23 protein-coding genes are annotated in these 21,978 nt (G+C 47.0%); 16 read left to right on the forward strand and 7 right to left on the reverse strand.

What is annotated here, in order from left to right:
• Positions 1 to 46 precede the first annotated feature (46 nt).
• The 4 genes from G8759_RS23260 (at position 47) to secG (ending at position 3,403) form a co-directional block, all read left to right on the forward strand.
• The gene (locus G8759_RS23260) at positions 47 to 1,405 is read left to right on the forward strand and encodes a sigma-54 interaction domain-containing protein (RefSeq protein WP_167213268.1); all 1,359 of its coding nucleotides are present in this window, start codon (positions 47 to 49) and stop codon (positions 1,403 to 1,405) included.
• A gap of 7 nt (positions 1,406 to 1,412) precedes the next feature.
• The gene (gene lptE / locus G8759_RS23265) at positions 1,413 to 1,961 is read left to right on the forward strand and encodes an LPS assembly lipoprotein LptE (RefSeq protein ID WP_232073919.1); all 549 of its coding nucleotides are present in this window, start codon (positions 1,413 to 1,415) and stop codon (positions 1,959 to 1,961) included.
• A gap of 145 nt (positions 1,962 to 2,106) precedes the next feature.
• Positions 2,107 to 2,940, forward strand: coding sequence for a hypothetical protein (locus tag G8759_RS23270; protein ID WP_167213274.1), 834 nt, complete (start codon positions 2,107 to 2,109; stop codon positions 2,938 to 2,940).
• A gap of 70 nt (positions 2,941 to 3,010) precedes the next feature.
• Entirely contained in the window at positions 3,011 to 3,403 is a 393-nt protein-coding gene (secG, locus tag G8759_RS23275) for a preprotein translocase subunit SecG (protein ID WP_167213277.1), read from the forward strand.
• Between the two features lie 98 nt (positions 3,404 to 3,501).
• Here secG and G8759_RS23280 read toward each other — a convergent pair whose 3' ends face one another.
• Positions 3,502 to 4,209: a hypothetical protein gene (locus G8759_RS23280; protein WP_167213280.1), complete on the reverse strand. Its 708-nt coding sequence runs from the start codon at positions 4,207 to 4,209 to the stop codon at positions 3,502 to 3,504.
• Positions 4,210 to 4,457: 248 nt separating this feature from the next.
• Between G8759_RS23280 and G8759_RS23285 the strand changes: the two genes are divergently transcribed.
• The gene (locus tag G8759_RS23285; protein ID WP_012925587.1) at positions 4,458 to 4,754 is read left to right on the forward strand and encodes a co-chaperone GroES; all 297 of its coding nucleotides are present in this window, start codon (positions 4,458 to 4,460) and stop codon (positions 4,752 to 4,754) included.
• 91 nt (positions 4,755 to 4,845) lie between these two features.
• Complete coding sequence (gene groL, locus G8759_RS23290) at positions 4,846 to 6,486, forward strand: chaperonin GroEL (RefSeq protein WP_162385243.1); 1,641 nt, start codon at positions 4,846 to 4,848, stop codon at positions 6,484 to 6,486.
• 727 nt (positions 6,487 to 7,213) lie between these two features.
• On the opposite strand, the gene G8759_RS23295 is transcribed toward groL, so the two are convergent.
• Entirely contained in the window at positions 7,214 to 7,876 is a 663-nt protein-coding gene (locus G8759_RS23295; RefSeq protein WP_162385244.1) for an ABC transporter ATP-binding protein, read from the reverse strand.
• A 139-nt stretch (positions 7,877 to 8,015) separates the two neighbouring features.
• Here G8759_RS23295 and sucC point away from each other — a divergent pair, with 139 nt between their 5' ends.
• Entirely contained in the window at positions 8,016 to 9,233 is a 1,218-nt protein-coding gene (gene sucC, locus G8759_RS23300; protein WP_162385245.1) for an ADP-forming succinate--CoA ligase subunit beta, read from the forward strand.
• 87 nt (positions 9,234 to 9,320) lie between these two features.
• Here sucC and G8759_RS23305 read toward each other — a convergent pair whose 3' ends face one another.
• Positions 9,321 to 10,157 (reverse strand): M48 family metallopeptidase, encoded by an 837-nt coding sequence (locus G8759_RS23305; protein WP_167213283.1) that lies wholly within the window; start codon positions 10,155 to 10,157, stop codon positions 9,321 to 9,323.
• Positions 10,158 to 10,357: 200 nt separating this feature from the next.
• On the opposite strand from G8759_RS23305, the gene G8759_RS23310 reads away from it, so the two are divergent.
• The 8 genes from G8759_RS23310 to G8759_RS23345 all read left to right on the forward strand — a co-directional run bounded on the left by G8759_RS23310 (position 10,358) and on the right by G8759_RS23345 (position 17,283).
• A complete protein-coding gene (locus G8759_RS23310; RefSeq protein WP_167213286.1) occupies positions 10,358 to 10,969 on the forward strand; it encodes a fumarylacetoacetate hydrolase family protein in 612 nt (203 codons plus the stop codon).
• A gap of 260 nt (positions 10,970 to 11,229) precedes the next feature.
• Positions 11,230 to 13,143 carry a M23 family metallopeptidase gene (locus G8759_RS23315; RefSeq protein WP_394353332.1) on the forward strand — a complete coding sequence of 638 codons (1,914 nt, stop codon included), beginning with the start codon at positions 11,230 to 11,232 and terminating at the stop codon, positions 13,141 to 13,143.
• 100 nt (positions 13,144 to 13,243) lie between these two features.
• Positions 13,244 to 13,693: a thioredoxin-dependent thiol peroxidase gene (bcp, locus tag G8759_RS23320; RefSeq protein WP_167213290.1), complete on the forward strand. Its 450-nt coding sequence runs from the start codon at positions 13,244 to 13,246 to the stop codon at positions 13,691 to 13,693.
• 74 nt (positions 13,694 to 13,767) lie between these two features.
• Positions 13,768 to 14,625, forward strand: a complete 858-nt coding sequence (locus G8759_RS23325; protein WP_167213295.1) for a transketolase — start codon at positions 13,768 to 13,770, stop codon at positions 14,623 to 14,625.
• Between the two features lie 33 nt (positions 14,626 to 14,658).
• Entirely contained in the window at positions 14,659 to 15,612 is a 954-nt protein-coding gene (locus G8759_RS23330) for a transketolase family protein (protein WP_162385250.1), read from the forward strand.
• Positions 15,613 to 15,714: 102 nt separating this feature from the next.
• Positions 15,715 to 16,287, forward strand: a complete 573-nt coding sequence (locus tag G8759_RS23335; protein ID WP_162385251.1) for an RNA polymerase sigma factor — start codon at positions 15,715 to 15,717, stop codon at positions 16,285 to 16,287.
• Between the two features lie 69 nt (positions 16,288 to 16,356).
• A complete protein-coding gene (locus G8759_RS23340) occupies positions 16,357 to 16,821 on the forward strand; it encodes a hypothetical protein (RefSeq protein WP_167213298.1) in 465 nt (154 codons plus the stop codon).
• A 9-nt stretch (positions 16,822 to 16,830) separates the two neighbouring features.
• Positions 16,831 to 17,283, forward strand: coding sequence for a Spy/CpxP family protein refolding chaperone (locus G8759_RS23345; protein ID WP_167213301.1), 453 nt, complete (start codon positions 16,831 to 16,833; stop codon positions 17,281 to 17,283).
• Positions 17,284 to 17,335: 52 nt separating this feature from the next.
• Here G8759_RS23345 and G8759_RS23350 read toward each other — a convergent pair whose 3' ends face one another.
• The 4 genes from G8759_RS23350 to G8759_RS23365 all read right to left on the reverse strand — a co-directional run bounded on the left by G8759_RS23350 (position 17,336) and on the right by G8759_RS23365 (position 20,690).
• Positions 17,336 to 18,364: a LiaI-LiaF-like domain-containing protein gene (locus G8759_RS23350; protein ID WP_167213306.1), complete on the reverse strand. Its 1,029-nt coding sequence runs from the start codon at positions 18,362 to 18,364 to the stop codon at positions 17,336 to 17,338.
• Between the two features lie 73 nt (positions 18,365 to 18,437).
• Positions 18,438 to 18,902 (reverse strand): PspC domain-containing protein, encoded by a 465-nt coding sequence (locus G8759_RS23355; RefSeq protein ID WP_167213310.1) that lies wholly within the window; start codon positions 18,900 to 18,902, stop codon positions 18,438 to 18,440.
• 211 nt (positions 18,903 to 19,113) lie between these two features.
• Positions 19,114 to 19,734, reverse strand: coding sequence for a phosphoribosylanthranilate isomerase (gene trpF, locus G8759_RS23360; RefSeq protein WP_167213313.1), 621 nt, complete (start codon positions 19,732 to 19,734; stop codon positions 19,114 to 19,116).
• A gap of 101 nt (positions 19,735 to 19,835) precedes the next feature.
• Positions 19,836 to 20,690 carry a sugar phosphate isomerase/epimerase family protein gene (locus G8759_RS23365; protein WP_167213316.1) on the reverse strand — a complete coding sequence of 285 codons (855 nt, stop codon included), beginning with the start codon at positions 20,688 to 20,690 and terminating at the stop codon, positions 19,836 to 19,838.
• Between the two features lie 252 nt (positions 20,691 to 20,942).
• Between G8759_RS23365 and G8759_RS23370 the strand changes: the two genes are divergently transcribed.
• On the forward strand, positions 20,943 to 21,782 hold the full coding sequence (locus G8759_RS23370; RefSeq protein ID WP_167213319.1) for a hypothetical protein: 840 nt from the start codon (positions 20,943 to 20,945) through the stop codon (positions 21,780 to 21,782).
• The last annotated feature ends 196 nt before the right edge of the window (positions 21,783 to 21,978 follow it).

Here is a 21,978-nt window from a genome sequence, read left to right on the forward strand (position 1 = left end):
TGCCTGTTCTGATGAGGAAACGCACTGAAAACTGAAAACTTTTTTTATGAACAATCAAGAAATTCAGAGCGTTAAACAACGCTTCGGTATAATCGGTAATGCGCCTGCTCTTAACTACGCCATCAACGTAGCGATGCAGGTTTCCGCTACTGACCTGACTGTACTCATTACCGGCGAGAGTGGTAGTGGTAAGGAATCGTTTTCTAAAATTATCCATAGTCTGAGCGCCCGAAAACATGGTCAGTTCATTGCCATCAACTGCGGGGCGATTCCAGAAGGTACAATTGATTCGGAGTTGTTTGGTCACGAAAAAGGCTCATTCACCGGGGCTGTCGATTCGCGGAAGGGTTATTTTGAAACAACGAACGGTGGAACTATTTTTCTGGATGAGATTGGCGAAATGCCGCTTGGCACCCAGGCACGCTTGCTGCGGGTGCTGGAAAATGGGGAGTTTATTCGGGTAGGTTCATCAAAAACCCAGAAAACCGACGTTCGGGTTGTAGCGGCAACCAACGTAAATCTATTAGACGCCGTCGACAAAGGTAAGTTTCGGGAAGATCTGTACTACCGGCTCAATACGGTTCCGATTTACGTTCCGCCCCTCCGCGAGCGCGGCACCGACATCGAACTACTATTCCGTAAGTTCACAACTGATTTTGCCGAACGTTACCGGATCAAACCGCTTCAATTGACGGAAAGTGCCCGCCAATTGCTGATGAGTTATCCATTTCCGGGTAATATTCGTCAGTTGAAGAACATTGCCGAGCAGGTATCTATCCTCGAATCGGAGCTGAATAAACCCATTGAAGCCGACACGCTGGCCAAATACCTGCCCCAACAGCAGCCTACTAACCGAACGCTGGCCCTGTTTCCCCAATCGCACGGGAATGCCAATGGCGAAAATTTTTCGGAGCGCGAGCTGCTTTACAAGGTTCTATTCGATATGCGCCGGGATGTGAACGACCTCAAAAAACTTGTTCGCGATGTGTTAGGTAACGAACAGGATGGCCGGCAAATTCTGAACAATCATAAAGATCTCTTCGATTCGATTCAGCCTGACAGTGATCATTATCCGCAGGGCGATAATAATGTAACCCGCTTTCTGCCAGCCATTAACGGTTCAGGGCGCTCCGAAACCCCTCCACCTTCCGAAACATATGGAAGTCATCCGCCCGTACAGATTTTTGATGATGTCGATCAGGACATCAACGACGTAACCGTGGAGGATGTAACCCACGAAACCGAAGAAGATGATTCTCTTTCACTTGAACGTCAGGAGAAAGAAATGATTCTCAAGGCTTTACGGCGTAATAACAACAAGCGTAAATACGCAGCTCAGGCATTAGGTATTTCAGAGAGGACGTTATACCGAAAAATTAAGCAGTATGAAATCGATGAAGAATAGGCTTTTCATGAAACCTATAAGATGGATGCACAATCATGGATGGCGGCAAAATGGCTCACTACCTGTCGCCTTATTGGTTCTTGCCTGTTCCTTAATCATTCAGTCTTGCGGGGTATATTCCTTTACGGGAACTACGTTGTCTCCAGATATTAAGAGTGTAACGGTCAATAACTTCGTGCTTGCTACGGCGGGGGGACCAGCCAACCTGCCACTGACGTTCAATGAAAAGCTAAAAGAATATTATCAACGATACACCAATCTGAAGGTTGTTCCCAATAACGGCGACATGGTGCTTGAGGGCAATATAACCGGGTATGACCTACTGGCCGTTGCCCCGACAGCGCAGGATCAGGCGGGTGTTAACCGACTGCAAATCACCGTACTAGCTCGTTTTTATAACAATAAGGATGAGAGTAAAAATTTCGAGCAATCCTTCTCATTTTACCAGGATTTTCCTCAGAATCAAACCCTTAGCCAGAATGAAAGCCGCCTTGTGCCTAAAATTCTGGATCAGATCGTATTGGACATTTTTAATAAGACAGCTGCCGACTGGTAAGCGTTGATGAGCATAAAAAATCATAAATGAGACTTTATGATGCGTAAAGGATGTAAAATTTTACTCATCCATAATTTACAATTCTTGATTTATAATTCACCATTCATCAGTACCTTCGGCCAACAGAATTGCGACACCCCAACCCATGCTGGCGCTCGATAAAGAAACATTTTCGTACTGGGTCACCCATCCGGATGATCTAAGCTCAACTGACTTCGTACAATTGCAGGAAAGCCTGCAAGCTTACCCTTACTGCCAGGCCCTGCATACTCTGACGGCCAAGGCCGCTTCTGTCCACCTCAAAGGGCAGACAGTTCCGTTCATTAGACAGGCAGCCGCTCATGCCCTCAGCCGAAACGCATTGCGCAAACTAATTGACAATGAGTTTCAATGGTCTGAAAACCTCCTAACTAAACTTAATGAGTTATCAGCTAAGCATGTACCCATTCCTGATGACTATCAGCATGAGAGTTATGCCTTGTTCAAATCGAAGGCTGGTTTAAGCAACGGTTTCCCCAAATTGCCATTGTTACGACTACCCGAACCATCGCGGTTAGAACATAAGGAAACCGTACCAACGCCCGAAGACCCTACGCTGGCCGAAACGAATCTGCAAAATGAACTTGCTCAGATTGCAGAAACTACACCGCCAGAGCCGACTCTCTCTCCGGCTGATCTTGAACGAAAACGCCAGTTTGATCTGATCGAAGACTTTATCAAGAAAGAGCCCCGCATTTCGCCCGTGCGTTCGAAAATCGGTGAACCAACCGAGCAGGAAGATCTGACCAAGCGAAATAAAGCCGTTGGCGGCAACCTGGTGACCGAGAGTTTAGCTAAAATTCTGACCAAACAGGGTAAGATCGAAAAGGCTCGCGAAGTCTACGAGAAGCTTATGGTGAAAAATCCAGAGAAAAAAGCGTACTTTGCGGCAAAAATCAGTGAACTATCGAGTGCGGCCAGCGAATCGAGCGAATCTTGAAACCACTCAGCTTTACTGAAATAACTCTTTACTGATAAACGCACCGGCGTACCGGTGATAACTAAAATTCATGGTAACGGCAACTATTGTCATCACGTGCATTCTCACCGTCTTGTTGATTTTGATTGTGCTCATTCAAAACTCTAAGGGCGGTGGCCTAGCCGGCGAATTTGGCGGACTGGGTTCCAATCAACTTATGGGTGTCAAGAAAACAACCGACCTGTTGGAACAAATCACCTGGGGTCTTGGCATCGGCGTAATGGTCTTATCGCTGGCGTCTTACATCATGATCGACCGCAATCAGGTTTCTGGTGTTAATAGCATTAATGTAGACCGCGCACAAACGCAAACCCTACCGGGTGCTGCTGCGCCAACACCTGCGGCTGGTGCAGCCCCAAGTCAGGCTGTTCCGGGAGCTGCAACGCCAGGTGCATCAACCTCGGCCCTGACGCCCCAGAAATAAGTAATGTCATCAGGCATCAAAAAAAGGCTCCGGTTCGAACCGGAGCCTTTTTTTGATGCCTTTATATTGGTCACCCTGTGCCTTAACAGCCTGTTGTCTTAGGCTACTGCTTTCACAAGTAATTGTTGCGCAATGGGTAAGAGAGTCTCTTCAACAGGATAAGCAGCCTGACTTTCTAACATGAACGTTGCCGGATTAGGCATATGGCGGTGCCGACGAATCAGGTCAAGTTTAATATTCTCAACGGTATTCACAAGACTTTTACGGACAGCCTCCAAAAACTGCAACCGAACTAATCGCCCACCAGGTTCCTGTTCCGAATATAAAGTCAGGCAAAAGTAATAGACCTGCGTTTCGGCCTGGCTCGTCGCCTGAATCAGCAGATAGCCTTCTTCGGGTCGCAACGGCAATAAGCCAACTGGAGCAAGAGTTACTGACCTGGCTATATCTGCCCATCGCTGCTGACCTTCTGTCAGCATAGACTGAAATCGTGGCAGCGCAAAATTCATAATTGTATCTAATTCAGCCATGAATTCGTCGTCCGTTACCTCAGATTTATACTCGATTCGGGGTGGTGGGCCAGTAACTCTTTCTGCACGCTTGGGAAACGCAGCATTTAACGTACCTTTGCCCCTCGAAAAGCGAACACCAGCCTCGTAATGATTCCGTAAATCCGGCAAATCGGGGTAAAGTTTGTTTTCAGTGAAGTTTTGCCGGACAGCTTGTAAGTATGCCATCAAGACATATTTCTGGTACTCGGCATCAAGCCAATTTTGCGTAAACCAGTCAGACTGCAATTTTTTCATAGACTTACTAACGCACTTTAGTCAGCATATTGGTTGCTCAAAATAGCGAATAGGTATCAAAAAACCAAATTCTGTTTGCCTGAATCGTGTTTTATGAGAAGGAATTGTAAAGAAACCAGTAAATGGCAGTCTGTCAGTCTTAAGCCTGAAAATTTGACAGTCTGTCGGGTTGGCACAAAAATTGGCAGTCGGTGAACGACGTGTAATGCATTGCACAACTAGTTAATAACCTTAATCAACTCATTATCATGGTAGCAGAAACGGAAAGCGTTAAAGTGAACGTGAAACCGCTGGCTGACCGGGTGCTGGTAGAAGCAGCCCCGGCCGAAGAAAAAACCTCGTTCGGGATTATTATTCCTGATACGGCAAAGGAAAAACCCCAGCGCGGAACAGTCGTAGCCGTTGGTGCGGGCAAGAAAGATGAACCCCTAACGGTTCAGGTGGGCGATACGGTACTGTATGGCAAATATGCTGGTACAGAAATCACCGTTGATGGCAAAGAGTACCTCATCATGCGCGAATCGGACATTTTCGCAATCCTGTAAATCAATGAATAATGTACAATGCACAATGAAGTAAACGCTTCTGCATTGCACATTGTCCATTTTTCATTTTACATTCTACATTTTCAAAAAAATGGCTAAGAAAATTTTCTTCGATACCGAAGCCCGTGAACGTATTAAAAAGGGTGTTGATACCCTGGCCGACGCGGTTAAAGTTACCCTCGGTCCTAAAGGCCGGAATGTTATTCTGGATAAAAAATTCGGCTCTCCTGTTATCACCAAAGATGGTGTTACGGTTGCCAAAGAAATTGAGCTGAAAGATGCCATGGAAAACATGGGTGCTCAGCTGGTGAAAGAAGTAGCTTCGAAAACTGCTGATTCAGCAGGTGACGGTACAACAACTGCCACTGTTTTAGCACAAGCGATCTACTCGATCGGTGCCAAGAACGTTGCAGCGGGGGCTAACCCAATGGACCTGAAGCGTGGCATCGAAAAGGCGGTATTAGCCGTTGTTGCTAACCTGACCGAACAGGCGCAGACAGTTGGTGACGATTTCGGTAAAATCGAACAAGTAGCTACCATTTCGGCTAACCATGACGAAGAGATCGGTAAAATGATCGCCGAAGCCATGAAAAAAGTTGGCAAAGAAGGCGTTATTACGGTTGAAGAAGCTCGCGGAACAGAAACGGAAGTAAAAACCGTAGAAGGTATGCAGTTCGACCGTGGTTACCTGTCGCCCTACTTCGTGACGAATACGGAGAAAATGGAAGCTGAACTGGATCGTCCATTCATCCTGATCTCTGAAAAGAAAGTATCGTCGATGAAAGAACTGCTGCCAGTTCTGGAGCAGGTTGCTCAAACCGGCCGTCCGTTGCTGATCATCGCTGAAGATGTTGATGGTGAAGCTCTGGCGACACTGGTTGTCAACAAAATTCGGGGTGCCCTGAAAGTTGCCGCCGTGAAAGCTCCAGGCTTTGGCGATCGCCGGAAGGCTATGCTGGAAGACATTGCTATCCTGACGGGTGGCCAGGTTATCAGCGAAGAGCGCGGTTTCAAACTCGAAAACGCAACGATCGATTACTTAGGTCAGGCTGAAAAAATTCTGATTGACAAAGACAATACGACCATCGTGAACGGTGTCGGTCAGAAAGAAGATATCGCCGGTCGTGTCAATCAGATCAAAGCCCAAATTGAAAACACGACATCAGATTACGACCGCGAGAAATTGCAGGAGCGTCTGGCCAAACTGTCGGGTGGTGTGGCTATCCTCTACATCGGTGCTGCTACCGAAGTAGAAATGAAAGAAAAGAAAGATCGCGTTGACGATGCGTTGCACGCAACCCGCGCAGCCGTTGAAGAAGGTATCGTAACGGGTGGCGGTATTGCCCTGATCCGTGCGATCTCGTCACTGGACGCTATCAAACCAATCAACGAAGACGAAAAAACGGGTATCAATATCATCCGTGTAGCCCTCGAATCACCTTTGCGTACGATTGTTGCCAATGCCGGTGGCGAAGGATCAGTGATCGTAAACAAAGTGAAAGATGGTCAGGGTGGCTTCGGCTACAACGCGAAGAACGATACGTTCGAAGATCTGTTCGCAGCGGGTATCATCGATCCGAAAAAAGTAACCCGTCTTGCTCTGGAAAACGCAGCGTCAATTGCAGGTCTGTTGCTGACAACGGAATGCGTTATTGCTGACGAGCCAGAAGAAGCTCCAGCCGGTGGCGGTGCAGGTATGCACGGCGGTGGCGGCATGGGCGGCATGATGTAATATTGCTTGCTTCCAAAGGAATCAGCTGATTCCCTTAAATATAGAAGCGACTCTGATCGATTGATCAGAGTCGCTTCTTTTTTGTTAATCTATCTAGTTTTCTAATGGGAGTCCGATCCGATAAAAACTGGCCGCTACGAGATAAAAACCTGAAATCTAACCGGTTTATGTATCCTCAAATCTAATCGATAGGTATGTTACTGGTATATAAACAAAAAAGCCAAGCGAGACACTCTCTTGGCTTTCTGATTTACTCAACGTTATGAAAAACTTTTCTTTTCGACACAATAATAAAACAAAAATAAAAAAGATTCATTCTTTTTTATAAAATAATTTTTTAGACAAATTTTAAGTACTTAGTAGTCAATGATTTACCCCGGACAGTCGGTCTTTTTTTAGGTATAAATACTTCGTTATTTCTACTAATTTCGCAGCAGAATAGCTTTCAATACGCCATCATCACTGGCTTTATTTGGTGCTTTATAAGGTAAGTCAGGATTGTTTTTTCAGTAGTTCAGTGAGTTCCTATTCCATCTATAATGCCCGTTTCAAACTAGTTGGCCTAAGCTTAACGGATAACCTATGGAACAGCAAATGGACTATTATTGATGCCAGAATCAACACCATTAATAAATAGTTATTTATCATCTGGCGACATTAATAGCAAAAAATACCATCGTTGATTGTCGTTAGCTTACTTAGCTAAGTCGAATTAGCCCTATGAAAATTAGACAAACACAACCCCATCCCGAATTACCAGTTTTCGGTCGGCAAGATCTGCCAGATGTTCATTATGAGTAACAATAACAAACGTCTGCCCGAAATCATCACGAAGCTGAAAGAATAGCTGGTGCAGGTCTTCGGCATTGCGCGAATCGAGATTGCCGCTAGGTTCGTCGGCGAATACAATGGCCGGTTGATTTATCAGTGCCCGCGCAACAGCGACCCGCTGTTGTTCACCTCCCGACATCTGAGAAGGGAAATGAGTAGCCCGGTCACGCAAGCCAAGCTTCTCTAATAATTCAGTAGCCCGCTGTCGAACAGCCCCCTCCTCCTTTCCAGAAATAAAGCCCGGTAAGCATACATTTTCAAGTGCTGTAAACTCAGGCAACAGGTTATTGAACTGAAATACAAAACCAATTCGCTCATTCCGAAACTGAGCCAATTGGCGATCGCTTAATGAAAACACGTTTTGCCCAGCGATATGTAGCTCACCGGCATCCGGCCGATCCAGGGTGCCAAGAATCTGGAGCAATGTTGTTTTACCAGCACCGGATGCACCCACGATCGAGACGATTTCGCCGGGTTCAATACTTACGTCGATTCCTTTCAGAACCGGCAGATTGCCATAGTTCCGACGAATATTAGAGGTCTTAAGAAGAGACTGCATGAAGAGAAAAAAAGTAGAGTAAAGAACGAAGAACGAAGAATCAGGAGTAATTATTCATCGCTCATCATTCTTCATTCTTCATTTCCTGCTAACTTGCCGCACAAAAATACGATTTCCAATTCTCCTTGTTGCAGTTGCCATGAATATACACGAGTATCAGGGTAAAGAAATTCTGAAAAAGTACGGTGTCCGGATTCAGGAAGGCATCGTGGCTGAGTCGCCCGAGAAAGCCGTTGAAGCCGCCAAACAGATTATGGCGCAGTCCGGATCAAAATTCGTTGTCGTAAAATCGCAGATTCACGCTGGTGGCCGCGGCAAGGGCAAAATTGTCGGTACTGAACAGCGTGGTGTAGCCCTGGCTAAATCGGCTGACGAGGTTCGCGACATTGCCAAAAACCTCATCGGTAATGTGCTTGTAACGCACCAGACCGGACCAGAAGGCAAAAAAGTCAACAAAGTACTTGTAGCTCAGGACGTTTTCTACCCCGGCGCAACGGAACCGAAAGAGATGTATATCAGCATCCTGCTCGACCGTACGAAAGCCTGCAATGTCATTATGGCCAGCACAGAAGGCGGTATGGACATTGAAGAAGTTGCGGAAAAAACGCCCGAAAAAATCGTAAAAGAGTGGATCGACCCATCTGTAGGCTTGCAGCCATTCCAGGCTCGTAAAGTTGCATTTGGATTAGGGCTGGAAGGCGAAGCCTTCAAGGAAATGGTGAAATTCGTAACGGCACTTTACAAAGCGTACGTTGATACGGATGCATCCATGTTCGAGATCAATCCGGTTCTTAAAACATCGGATAACAAGATTCTGGCCGTTGATGCGAAAGTAAATCTGGACGACAATGCCCTCTATCGGCATCCTGATCTGAAATCGATGCGCGATCTGGCCGAAGAAGATCCGCTCGAAGTAGAAGCGTCTGCCAGCGACCTCAACTATGTTAAACTCGACGGTAATGTCGGTTGTATGGTCAATGGCGCTGGTCTGGCTATGGCTACTATGGATATCATTAAACTATCGGGTGGCGAGCCTGCCAACTTCCTTGATGTTGGGGGTGGAGCGAATGCCAAAACAGTTGAAGCAGGTTTCCGGATCATTCTGAAAGACCCGAATGTCAAAGCCATTCTGATCAACATTTTTGGTGGGATTGTTCGTTGCGATCGCGTGGCAACAGGTGTTGTTGAAGCGTACAAAGCTATCGGCGATATTCCGGTACCAATCATCGTGCGGCTTCAGGGAACCAACGCTGAAGAAGGAGCCAAGATCATTGACGAATCAGGGCTGAAAGTTCAATCGGCCGTATTACTGAAAGAAGCGGCTGAAAAGGTTCGTCAGGTCGTCGAAGCGCTTTGATAGCCTCGACAATAAGCTGCTGTCGAATTTAGAACAATGGAAAAAGCCGGAACGAAGATTCCGGCTTTTTCCATTTCGTTAAAAGCATTAGCTATTCCGACGGGACCCGTTATAATATTTCTGGGCATCGGGCAGTAGTTTTTGCAGATCGGCAATCCGGCGTTGATCCGATGGGTGATCTGACATAAACTCAGCGGGAGCTTTTCCGCCACTCGCTTTAGCCATCCGTTGCCAGAACGTAATCGCTTCGGCAGGATCATAACCGGCCATAGCCATAAAAATCAGGCCAAGGTGATCAGCCTCCGATTCCTGTTTGCGACTGTGGGGTAATCCTACTCCATATTGATAAGCAAGCGGTCCTACCACCCCGAAAGCCTGTTGAAATATGGCCTGAGTCTGAGCACTTCGGGCCGATGTTGCAATGCCCGTTGCGGCCTGACCAGCCTGTAACAATCCGTTTGCAACGAGGCCCTCGCTCATCCGCTCATTACCATGCTCGGCAATGGCGTGCGATACTTCATGGCCAAGTACCGTTGCTAAACCGGCTTCGTTCTGCGTATAGGGCAAAATACCGGAATAAACCACAATCTTCCCGCCGGGCATACACCAGGCATTGACCTGATTGCTTTGCACCAGATGATATTCCCATTTGAACCCTTCAAGCCGTTTGGCGTAGCCATTTTCGTTCATATACTTTTCTACAGCTCCCCGAATTCGATCACCGACCCGACTCACCATGGCGGCATCGCCACTACTGCTAACCACTTTACTTGTATCCAAAAACTGCTTATATTGTGTAAAGCTCATGGTAAGCATGTCATTGTTTGGCACCAATATGAGTTGCTTTCGTCCGGTTAAAGGCACTTTCTCGCAAGCCGTAACAGCGAAAGCTAGTGCGAACATCATTATTATGACTTTTTTCATCTTTTTGCGTTTTTGTTCTGAATGGTCTTCTGACGTTATATGACCCGGAACGGATCAGATTTGTTCAAATATTTACCGATGGGTGCGGTCTACCCCTGTTTAGTCCTTAGATTTGTAGCTTTCAGAATAGTTTAATAAAACCCGGATAGACACTTTTGTGTCATATCCACACAAACTCGGGCTGATATCCGTGTTCTACTATGAAAATTATTGCCGTTGGCCGCAATTACGCCGAACATATTAAAGAATTAAACAACGAACAGCCCGACGATCCGGTCATCTTTTTGAAACCTGAAACGGCTATTCCCCTCAAAAATGAACCGTTCTTTTATCCCAGCTTCTCGCAGGACGTTCATTACGAGGTTGAGATTCTGGTAAAAATCAATCGGGTTGGCAAAAATATCGAAGAGAAGTTCGCACACAAGTATTACGACGAAATCGGTATTGGCATTGACTTCACCGCCCGTGACGTACAGAGCCGATTAAAGGCGAAAGGACTACCCTGGGAGTTAGCCAAAGGATTCAATGGCTCGGCTCCTATTTCTCCGTTCGTTCCGAAGACCAATTTCCCGGATTTACAAAACCTGAACTTCAGACTAGACATAAACGGAGAAACCCGGCAGTTGGGTAACACTAGTCTGATGCTCTTCAAGATCGATTACCTGATCTCGTTTGTATCGCAGTATTTTTTACTGCAGCAAGGCGATGTAATCTTCACAGGAACGCCCAAGGGCGTTGGCCCGGTACAGATCGGTGATCGACTAACGGCCTACATCGAAGATCAGAAAATGCTGGAGATTGATGTAAAATAAGCGACTTTTTGCCATCCGCCACAACCGAACCGGTGTCCTTCAAAACGACGACAATACGGTTTCGGTTGAGCGAAAGAAAGGTAAAAGTCTTCGATATTTTTGATTTGAAACGAGTACAAACTTATAGTTTTCTGGCAGCGCTGATTACGGCTGGAATGGCCTTTGGTCAGACTGGTCCGGATTCATCAAAGACGCCACAGCAGACGACTGCCACAGCCAATCGGCTGGGCGAGCCGCCCGGTGCGCCGGCAGGTTATTTTATGTTTCCGATTATGCCGGGAGCCGCTAATTCGCTGTCGGGTGGTTTAGGTGATTTGCGGGCGAATCACTTCCATGCCGGGCTTGACATACGAACGGGTGGCCGCGAAGGGCTAGACGTTCATGCTGCCGCTGATGGCTACATTGCGCGCATTGCCGTCTTTACAGGTGGTTATGGCAACGTGGTATTCATCAAACATCCGAATGGTCTGACAACGGTTTATGGCCACCTCAAAGCCCTCAAGGATACCCTTGGCACTTACCTTCGCGAACAGCAATACGAAAAGAAAACGTTCGAGATTGATTTACGGCCCGCACCGGGACAATTCCCGGTCAAGCAAGGAGACATTATTGCGGCATCAGGTAATACTGGCGGGTCTGGCGGACCTCATCTACACTTCGAAGTTCGTGACGCCAAGGATAATCTCATCAACCCGCTGCTCTACGGTTTCCCGGAACTTAAGGACGATGTACCTCCTTATTTCGAGCGGATAGCGTTGAAAACAATGACGGCGACTTCGCGCATTAACGGCGAATACCAGCGCGTTAGCTTTGCGCCCGTTCGTCGTGCTGACGGCACCTATACGCTTTCGCAGCCTATCACGGCATCGGGGCTTCTTGGCCTGGAAGTATTGGGTTATGACAAATCTAACGGGTCGCCTTACCGGAACGGAATCAGTTGCCTCGAAATCCGGCTCGATGGGCGCGAGGTATTTGCCTACAACATGAACAGTTTTCCGAATGAATACACGCGGTTCATGAATATCCATGAGAACTACGAAGTGGAACAGATGAGCGGCCAGCGATACCATCGGGGCTACATTGCTGATGGCAATATTCTGAATTTATATAAGTTACAAAGCAATGCAGCTTATCGGGGACGCTTACCCATATTGGACGGACAACCCCATGAAGTTACACTAACGCTTTATGATGCTTTCGACCATGCTGCTCAACTAACCTTTACGATACTGCCGGAATCACCGACAACTAACCCACCCCGCACAGATTCGTTGACCGTTTCGCCCGCTACCTATACGCCCGATCAGGCCAGTGGAGAGTCTGCTGCAACCATTACAACCGACGAGAATGTACTGAAAATAACCGTCAGGAACATAGCCGCGAATAATCCCCCGTTAGCCAAATTACACAGTGGTCGTACGGTAACTGAGCAGCCAGTTAGTTATGTGCGCAACAACCAAGCAGTTTATCTTATAGATTTGCGCCAGTCATTGCCAGACTCCATACAATTTGGCCGGGGCGTAGTGCGAACAAATTTCAAAAAACGCATTATCCCCGGACGCAACGAAGTAATTGTCGATGGTAGTACCCGGCTGAAATTTGAGGCCAAAACGCTATTTGACACGTTGCACCTGGCAATGCGACCAATACCAGGAGGTGGTCTGGAAATCAACCAGCCTACGATACCACTCAACGATTATCTGACGATTCAGTATACCCCGAATTACCCGATTGCAGTCGACACGATGCGTACGAAAGCCTATTGGACGAGTGGTGGTCGTGAAAGTTTTCTGGGCGGAACGTGGAATAAGGGCCGGATTGAATTTAAAACTCGTTCGCTGGGTCGGTTTCAACTGATGACCGATTCCAATCCGCCAACGGTCGAAATTTTGTCGGCTACGCCAAAAGGAATCACAGCCCGGATTCGGGATGACCTGTCGGGTATTGCTGATTTTAGGGCCTTAGTTAACGGTGAATGGGTGTTGATGCAATACGACTATAAACGTGCATTGTTGTGGTCGGACAAGCTTAATCCGGACGAACCGTTTGAGGCCGGTGATGAAGTACTTATACAAGTGAAGGATCGCTCTGGCAACATCGGTTCAGACACTACGACCATTGAAGTGCCCCGACCCAAACGAAAAGCCACGCCCAAACGACGTCGAAGACGATAAAACGATTTTCGATAGATGGGTTTTGGTTTACCGAACAGAAGTCTCAGCAAGTAACAACTCCCGAATAGCTTATACCGAGAACCATAAACCATACATCTGAATGAGCCTGAATATTGGTGATCCGGCCCCCGACTTTACAAGCACTGATCAAACTGGTCAGCCAATTAAACTGTCTGATTATCGGGGCAAAAAAGTCGTTATTTATTTTTACCCCAAAGACGATACGCCTGGCTGTACTGCTCAGGCGTGTAGCCTCCGGGACAATTACGATCGACTGAAAGCGGCTGGCTACGAAGTTTTGGGCATCAGTGTAGATGATGTCAAATCGCACCAGAAATTTGCCAGCAAATATGATCTGCCTTTTACGCTCGTGGCCGATACCGACCAACACATTGTTGAAGCGTATGGTGTATGGCAGGAAAAATCCATGTATGGCCGCACCTATATGGGTACTGTCCGGACTACGTTTCTGATTGACGAAAATGGTATTATTACCGATATTATTGGCAAAGTGGATACGAAAAACCACGCCGAACAAATTTTAGAATAACCTGGTGCAGATGCCCACGTCTGTACTTTTGCCATAAATCCTGATGCGGACGTGGGCGTCCGCGCCATTACTACATGGAACTCGAACAACTCGAACACATCGCAACCGCCGTTCGGCGCGACATCGTCCGCATGGTTGCGGCCGTTAACTCTGGTCACCCCGGTGGATCTCTGGGCTGTACTGACTTTTTGGTTGCGCTCTATTTTGATATCATGAAGTTGAAAAAAGATGCCGACGGTACACCTATTTTCGACATGGATGGTCGCGATGAAGACCTATTCTTCCTCTCAAATGGGCATATTTCGCCGGTTTTTTACTCGGTCCTAGCGCGCGCCGGTTATTTTTCTCTGGACGAACTGTCAACGTTCCGAAAACTGAACAGTCGCTTACAGGGGCATCCTACCACTGCCGAGCACCTGCCAGGTATTCGCATTGCTTCGGGCTCATTAGGACAGGGTTTGTCGGTAGCATCTGGTGCGGCTTACTCTAAAAAACTCAATGGCGACACAAACCATGTTTATGTGTTGATGGGCGATGGCGAGCAGCAGGAAGGCCAGGTCTGGGAAGCGGCTCAGTTTGCCCCCAACAAAAAATTAGGCAATCTGACTGCTGTCATCGACTTCAACCACGCTCAGATTGATGGTAAAACTGATTACGTTAACAACAACCGCGATCTTGGTGCCAAATACAGAGCGTTTGGCTGGCATGTTGACGAAATGCAGGGGAACGATATGGCTGATGTTATCAAGACCCTGAAGAAAGCTCAGGAAGATCCGGATGTGCCAACGCTGATTCTGATGCATACAGAAATGGGCTTCGGTGTAGATTACATGGTTGGCAGCTACAAGTGGCACGGTGTTGCTCCAAATGCTGAGCAACTTACCCAGGCCCTGAATCAATTGCCCCTATCTGTAGGCTATTCGGATTATTAAAAACACAAGCCCATTGCTGTCCTGAAAAAAATCATGAAAAAATACGAGTACACCGAAAAAAAAGACACTCGCTCCGGCTTTGGCGCCGGTATAGCTGAACTTGGCAAAACCCATCCCAACGTAGTAGCGCTGACCGCCGATCTGGCTGGTTCGCTGAAACTCGAAGCATTCATTAAAGATAACCCCGAACGGTTTGTTCAGTGCGGTATTGCCGAAGCCAATATGATTGGCGTGTCGGCTGGCCTGACCATTGGCGGTCATATTCCTTTCGCAACCACATTCGCTAACTTCGCTACGGGTCGGGTCTACGATCAGATTCGCCAGTCGGTTGCGTATTCCAACAAAAACGTTAAAATCTGCGCATCACACGCAGGTGTTACGCTTGGCGAAGATGGGGCTACTCACCAGATTCTGGAAGATCTGGGTATGATGAAAATGTTACCCAACATGACCGTCATCAACCCCTGCGATTATAACCAGACCAAAGCCGCTACCATCGCCATCGCCGACCATGTTGGGCCCGTTTACCTACGCTTCGGACGGCCCGTTATTCCGGTCTTTACGCCTGCCGATCAAAAATTCGAAATCGGGAAGGCATGGACCGTCAATGAAGGCTCCGATGTGTCGATTTTCTGCACCGGCCACCTGGTTTGGGAATCCATCAAAGCAGGCGAAATACTGGCAGCAGAAGGAATTGAAGCCGATATTATCAATATTCACACGATTAAACCGTTAGACGAAGAAGCGATTCTGGCTTCGGTGAAGAAAACGGGCTGTGCCGTATCGGCAGAAGAGCACATGATCAGCGGAGGCCTGGGCGATAGCGTTGCGCACGTTCTGGCACAAAACTTTCCGGCTCCACTTGAATATGTTGGCGTTCACGATACCTTCGGTGAAAGTGGTACACCCGACCAGTTGATGCAAAAATATGGCCTCACTGCCGACAAAATTGTTGAGCAGGTGAAGAAAGTAATGGGAAGAAAATAGAGTAGTTAGGAATGAGGAGCGAGAAGTGAGAATGCTCCGCGAAAAACAATAGCGTGTCGGCTATTATCATTCCTCGCTCCTCACTCCCAACTCCTAAAAAGAATGACTGACGCAGAACTCCTCGCCAAATACCGCGACCCGTCGAGCCGGAATTATGCCTTTAATCTGCTGGTACGTCAGTATCAGCAGAAAATTTATTGGCATATCCGTAAGATGGTCATTGACCACGACGACGCTGATGATTTGGTTCAGGAAACATTTATTAAAGTCTGGAATAGCCTGGAACAGTTTCGGGGTGACAGTCAGTTATATACCTGGATTTACCGGATTGCCACCAACGAGTGTCTCAATTTTCTGAACAAGAAGCGAAGGCGTTTTTTCCTGCCTATTGGCGACGTCGAGGGTGAATTGATGGAAAAGCTGGAAAGCAATTCGGATTTTGTCACGTCGGGCAACGAGTTAAGTGGCGAAGAAATTCAATTGAAGTTGCAGAAGGCCCTGCTAAAATTACCGGATAAACAACGGCTGGTGTTCAACATGAAATACTTCGATGACATGAAGTACGAAGAAATTGCCGAGATTACCGGTACGTCAGTTGGAGCCTTGAAAGCATCCTATCACCTTGCCGTAAAAAAAATCGAAGATTATCTGGATAAATCTGATACGTCTGATTAAACCCCGATCAGTGTAACTTGTCAAATCGCATATAAAGAACGAATTGTGTAACTTGTACACTGAACGACAATGAACGAAATGAGCAACTTCAGGATTGACGAACTTCCTCCCGAGCACCCGCTTCGACAACAACCGTTTCGGGCTCCGGATGGCTATTTCGACCAGCTGCCATCACGAGTGCAGGCTCGCGTGACCCGTAAACCTAAACCAGCGTTTAGCATTAGCTGGTCGTGGCAACGTACGGTAACTTCGCTGGCCGGTGCCAGTCTGATTGCCGTGCTGATCTGGAAAACCTTACCCCAACGGCAGGAGTCTATTGGCAGAGAAGCACTGACGGGTGTAAGTAATGATGTAATTGCAGCTTATCTTGATGATCAGGGAATCGATCCGTATGAGTTAGCCGATGGTCAGCAAGTTCATTCGTCATTGGGTAGCGATACAACGGCCATTCAATATTTAAATGTGAAACCCGCCGATATTCAGCAGCACATTGACGAGCAAAACGTATCAGAATCACTGGGCCTCGGCTCCTGACTTTATAGAATGGTTAATTATACCACGATGAGACACGCATGGATTGGTTGGATAGTAGCTTTAGTGATGACAACACACATCACAATGGCGCAAAACGACCCGAACGGACGCCAGAAAATTGAGGCTGCAAAGATTGGCATGATTACCAATCGGCTCAATCTGACAACAGATCAGGCACCACAGTTCTGGGCGGTTTATAACGAATATAACGGTAAAAAGCAGGAATTGAACCGCCGGATTCGGCAGCTTAGCAACGAGCCTTCCCGTACGAGCCTCAACGACAATCAGTTGGTCAATGGCCTGCGCGAGATAAACTCAACCAAGCAAAAACTTGCCGATCTTGATGAAGAGTATATGAGCCGGTTTCTGAAGGTAATCAGTCCGGCCCAATTGACTGAGTTGTATAAAACTGAGCAGACGTTTAATAAGATGCTGCTTAATCGGTTGAACAATCAGAATTAAGCGAAAATCATAAGGGCGATCTGATCAGATCGCCCTTATGATTTTCGCTTAATTAATACCGAACTACCTTAAAGCTGGAGATACCGCCATCGAAGCGAATCGTCATTTTCTTTTTGGAAGTACTGTAGCCAGGGCTCTCAAATTCGCCACCACCTACATCGGTAAAATCATCAAGGCGTTCTAAATTCAGAGCGCCATCTTTTTTAATGCGGCAACCTACTTCTTTCGGAACATGCACTGTCACCGAAGCCGCACCCACATCGAGTTTCACATCGGACACATCAGCTTTGGCTCCTAATTTAAGATCCAGATCAGCTGCCCCCACCGCTAGTTTTAAATCCTTCACGGTATAAGCACTTAAATCAAGGTCACCCTGCCCGGCACCCAGTGCAATATCCATTGACCAGACTGGCTTATCGTTCAGATGAACGTCTACCCGATTTTCGAACTTACCGTCTTTAAGGTCAATGTGTTGATTCTCATCCGTTGGCTTTAACTCAATGGTCGGAATGTGTGTTGTTTCATCCCGGTCTACCGACATCGAATAGCTACCGATATTTTGTTTGGTGTCGGCTTTTATGAGTTCAGTCGTTGGATCGCTGATAATAAAGCGTCCAGCTCCTCCTGCCAGTTTCAGTACAGCTTCACGGGTATCGGTATCCATCGCTTCGGTAAACGTATTCGTCTGAATTTTCCCCGCATCCCGATTATCCCGTTCAGAGCGATAGTCGTCCTCGTTATCGTCGTTATCATCGTCATTACGATTATTATTATCATCATCGTCGTCATCATCATCATGATTATTCCAATGGATGCCAAAACCGTCTCGATCCCGATCGTGCGTAAAGAAACCGAATAAAGTTGTCGGTACAGCCACCGCCAGCATCACGGTTGTGATAAAGGCCGCCGGATTGCCACGACGCTCCAGAATTAGGTTAATACCGGCCAGAATCAGAAGAACCGGCCATAGATTTACCAATGAATGCCAATTGACATCTAGCCATCCGACTCTCCGAGCCAGGAACAGCACACCAAATGTGAGCAGAAAAATGCCCCAGAATAATCCATTTCTTCGTTGCATGACAAAGTTTATTTATGGCTGATCCCGGATGGATTGTTGTCGTTTGCAAAATTCATCCGGGATCAGCCATCTTTTATAAAGGGTTGTTGGTGTTATTTTTATCAGGATCGTATGGCGTTTTGATACGATCCCGGAAAATCAGCCACAATCCAATCGCAATCAGGACGAATGGCCACAGATCGCCAAAGTCAATATCGAGATAGCGATCCAGCAGAAACAGAACGCCGAGAAGAATCAGAACTGCCCCGCCGATAAGGCTACGGTCGGGCGATGCGGGTTGATTGGGATTGTAGGGATTCATAGAAAAAACGGGGTTTGCATAAACGGTTGTCTGAGCTGTTGATCCACCGAACCTACGTTCTGGCAGTGCGATCCACAAGATACAGTAAATGATAAGAGCCGGAAAGTGGGGAATAAAAATTCCTATCACAAAAATGAGCCGGACTACGGCACGATCTATGCCAAAATAATCGGCTAAACCTGCGCATACTCCCCCTATTTGGGCCTGGTCGGAAATACGTTCTAATCGTCTGTTCATGGCTTTTTGTGTCTAAAACCGATGTAAACCTAGTAACGGAGCAGGACCTGCGAAAAGAGAATAGGAAGAATGGACGCGCGGTTTGATGGAAGTATGTTTTCAATGATAGTAGGTAATACATAGTAGCAGGCGACAGACAGGAGTTTATCAGTTTCCCTCTTCAACGGGCAGTTGGTGTGCCTTTCTGCCCGCTGAAGAAGGAAAACCGCTTTTACTCTTCCTCGATGGCTTCCAGAATATCCATCAATTCACCGAATTCTTTATTGCCGGGATGTTCTTCATCGCCCCCGCTAAGCGCAATTCCCCGAACAGGAAGCTGTGCCAATAGCTCATGTACATTGACGGCCGAAACACCGGTGCCTAATAATACGGGGTATCGCCCTGCCAATCGTTGGAGCGCCAGTTTCAGGTCATCATCAAGGTGAAGCGGCCCATTGCTTTCGAGCAGAACGTATTCGGCACCTGTCGCCCCTGTTTGCAGAAAGGTATCAAGTTGATTGAGGGTCAACTGCGACAAATCGACCCGTAGAATGAGTGGTTTTCCTAACGAACCCAGGTACGGCAGTAAAGCCGATTCATCAATCTGGAGCAGATCAGGCTGATAGGTCTCAAGTAGTTGCTCAATAACTTCCGGATCAGTCGACGTTGTTTCGCCCACAATCTGTACCCCGGCAACCCACGATTTTATTTCTTCAAACTTTTTAGGATCAACATAATCTGCTGATTCAGCATCCATTGAAAAGCCAAGCATGTCGACACCCATACCAGCACAATACCGGGCATCACTAAGATTCGTAACGTTGGAGATTTTAACAAGTGTTGTGAGAGCCATGATACAGTCAATTACAGGCTACGAAGTTAAGGAGGGAGTGGGCAGGGAGCAAGGGACAGTGAATGCAGTTACGCATTTGCTCGTCTCCCCACCCCTTGCCTCTACTGCACCTTCACCCGGTTAAAAATCTCCCGGAAATTTTTCACGCTTTCCGCTATCTCAGGGCCGTTATTTTCCCAGTGGTATTCGTATTCAGCCGAGATCGGGCCTTTAAAGTGCTGGCGTTTCAACTCAGCAATGACGGCTTCTACTTTGCAATCGCCCGTACTCCAGACAACATCGTGGTATTTACCATCGGGCGTATCTTTCTTCACATCTTTAAAATGCATACCGATTACATGGCCATTCAGCTTTTTCAGGCACTCAATCGGATCGAGCCCTGAACGAACCCAGTGTCCAATATCGGAGCAGGAGCCGATGTACTTGCTCCCACCGATAGCAGCCAGAACCGTATCAGGATGCCAGTAGCGCGACGGTTTGGGATGGTTATGTAAGGCTACGTTGATTTTATACTGCTCAGCTAGTTTGCGGACTAAAGGCATTTGCTCAGGAGTAGGTTCAGAGTTGATATTCAGGATACCCATATCCTTTGCAAACTCAAACAACGCACTCCATTCTTCATCCGTTTTAGGATTGATCACACCATAAGCCACTACTGTCAGCCCTTTGTCTTTAATTAATTTCTTAACGGCCTGCCGGGTTGCAGCATCCATTTTAAAGTCCATTTTTCCTTCCATGCCTCCACCAATTGGCTGCCCCGGAAATGCTTCGACATATTTGAGGCCACAGCTATCAATTTTCCGCAGGGCTTCGGCAAAAGGGAATAACCGAAATGAATATGCCTGGGCTCCCAGTTTCCAACCTGCCTTATCTTCAGGATTTTTCTGAGCTATTGCCGAGACGATACTTAACGCTGCCATTGCCCCGCCCAGGAGGTACTTTGTCCAATGTTTCATAAAGCAGATAATGTTTTTAATCAAAAGGAATCGGGCAATTTGCTTTACCCATTAATTTCCATAAATCAGTAGTGGTGAAGGCTCTACCTCTGGGAACCGCTCAGCAAAAAAGTTCGGTGGTGGTTTGCAGTTTACTGGTGCAGCGGTTAAGCTGCGGAAAAATCAACTGAATTATCTACTTTAGAGCGGGCCAGTTTGCACAAATAGGTTCACTCGCTGGTTTATACTCAACAACATCATACTTCAGTCTTTATGAAAAGGATAACGCTTGCTCTCGCGGTACTGTGTATTCTCGTTATTGGCTGTAAAGATGCGCCATTAGAGCTGACTCCATCTCCTTCATCTGGACAAAGGGTAGCCCATCTGACGATCCGCTATTACCGCTTTCTGGATCAGGAACCCATGCTCGATACCGTGCTGATTGATGGGGCAGTTAAGGCAATTGCGTCTAAAGATAGTATGAGCTTTCGCTACGACTCACAGGGTAGGCTAACCAACTATGACCGAACCCAATATTCGGCCAATATTAGTGGCCCTTACACCAGCGGAACACTAAAAAGTGAATACACTTATCAGAACGGGCAATTTCAGGAACTGGAAGGCAGTACCGGCATTCGGTTCCAGTATCGACTCGACGACTCGCAGCGTAGGGTGCTGAGCCGGACTAAAAAGCGTTACTCCTACATCGATGTCGATACGTTGAGACAGTATTCGGCCGAAGGCATTCTAAAAACAGTACAATTTCTGAATAACCGGCAGGTATTCACTATTGATAATGGTAACGTGGTTCGTATTGAGCAATATGGAATCGCGAGCGGCAAGCTAGAACAGGTAACTCAGATGACCTATGATAACACGCATCTTGCTCCGCCGGCCCAGTTAACCTTTCTGGGAGAAACCAGCCGAAATGCGCTAGTTCATAAAAAGATTCTTGATTACGGCTATACGGATGGCGTCCATATCTATGACTACACCTATACGAATGAATATGATGCCCAGGGGCGAATGACACGGCAAATCGAATACCACCAGGAATCGTGGTACAATCAGGGCAAGCCTTACTTCTGGACGGCCACTGATTACTACTACTGACCTAAGTAAAAAGGGCTCGTCGGTCAACTTTTGCTAATGATTAGTACGTGTCAGTTCAGGATAACACCTTTATTTGCGATTGCTTTCTTCTTAGTTAGAGAAGCCATCCTTTTGTGTATTGACACCCTCTAAAGAGCATAAGAACCCGGTTACTATTTTCAATAACAATGGCTGTTTTCAGAAGGATACTTATCCA

It is taken from the genome of Spirosoma aureum, from assembly GCF_011604685.1.
GTDB classification, from domain to species: Bacteria; Bacteroidota; Bacteroidia; order Cytophagales; family Spirosomataceae; genus Spirosoma; species Spirosoma aureum.

Bases quoted from the DNA above. Each gene is read 5' to 3' on its own strand.
- G8759_RS23260 (WP_167213268.1), top strand. From the start codon at position 47: ATGAACAATCAAGAAATTCAGAGCGTTAAACAACGCTTCGGTATAATC.
- lptE (WP_232073919.1), top strand. From the start codon at position 1,413: ATGAAACCTATAAGATGGATGCACAATCATGGATGGCGGCAAAATGGC.
- G8759_RS23270 (WP_167213274.1), top strand. From the start codon at position 2,107: ATGCTGGCGCTCGATAAAGAAACATTTTCGTACTGGGTCACCCATCCG.
- secG (WP_167213277.1), top strand. From the start codon at position 3,011: ATGGTAACGGCAACTATTGTCATCACGTGCATTCTCACCGTCTTGTTG.
- G8759_RS23280 (WP_167213280.1), bottom strand. From the start codon at position 4,209: ATGAAAAAATTGCAGTCTGACTGGTTTACGCAAAATTGGCTTGATGCC.
- G8759_RS23285 (WP_012925587.1), top strand. From the start codon at position 4,458: ATGGTAGCAGAAACGGAAAGCGTTAAAGTGAACGTGAAACCGCTGGCT.
- groL (WP_162385243.1), top strand. From the start codon at position 4,846: ATGGCTAAGAAAATTTTCTTCGATACCGAAGCCCGTGAACGTATTAAA.
- G8759_RS23295 (WP_162385244.1), bottom strand. From the start codon at position 7,876: ATGCAGTCTCTTCTTAAGACCTCTAATATTCGTCGGAACTATGGCAAT.
- sucC (WP_162385245.1), top strand. From the start codon at position 8,016: ATGAATATACACGAGTATCAGGGTAAAGAAATTCTGAAAAAGTACGGT.
- G8759_RS23305 (WP_167213283.1), bottom strand. From the start codon at position 10,157: ATGAAAAAAGTCATAATAATGATGTTCGCACTAGCTTTCGCTGTTACG.
- G8759_RS23310 (WP_167213286.1), top strand. From the start codon at position 10,358: ATGAAAATTATTGCCGTTGGCCGCAATTACGCCGAACATATTAAAGAA.
- G8759_RS23315 (WP_394353332.1), top strand. From the start codon at position 11,230: ATGTTTCCGATTATGCCGGGAGCCGCTAATTCGCTGTCGGGTGGTTTA.
- bcp (WP_167213290.1), top strand. From the start codon at position 13,244: ATGAGCCTGAATATTGGTGATCCGGCCCCCGACTTTACAAGCACTGAT.
- G8759_RS23325 (WP_167213295.1), top strand. From the start codon at position 13,768: ATGGAACTCGAACAACTCGAACACATCGCAACCGCCGTTCGGCGCGAC.
- G8759_RS23330 (WP_162385250.1), top strand. From the start codon at position 14,659: ATGAAAAAATACGAGTACACCGAAAAAAAAGACACTCGCTCCGGCTTT.
- G8759_RS23335 (WP_162385251.1), top strand. From the start codon at position 15,715: ATGACTGACGCAGAACTCCTCGCCAAATACCGCGACCCGTCGAGCCGG.
- G8759_RS23340 (WP_167213298.1), top strand. From the start codon at position 16,357: ATGAACGAAATGAGCAACTTCAGGATTGACGAACTTCCTCCCGAGCAC.
- G8759_RS23345 (WP_167213301.1), top strand. From the start codon at position 16,831: ATGGTTAATTATACCACGATGAGACACGCATGGATTGGTTGGATAGTA.
- G8759_RS23350 (WP_167213306.1), bottom strand. From the start codon at position 18,364: ATGCAACGAAGAAATGGATTATTCTGGGGCATTTTTCTGCTCACATTT.
- G8759_RS23355 (WP_167213310.1), bottom strand. From the start codon at position 18,902: ATGAACAGACGATTAGAACGTATTTCCGACCAGGCCCAAATAGGGGGA.
- trpF (WP_167213313.1), bottom strand. From the start codon at position 19,734: ATGGCTCTCACAACACTTGTTAAAATCTCCAACGTTACGAATCTTAGT.
- G8759_RS23365 (WP_167213316.1), bottom strand. From the start codon at position 20,690: ATGAAACATTGGACAAAGTACCTCCTGGGCGGGGCAATGGCAGCGTTA.
- G8759_RS23370 (WP_167213319.1), top strand. From the start codon at position 20,943: ATGAAAAGGATAACGCTTGCTCTCGCGGTACTGTGTATTCTCGTTATT.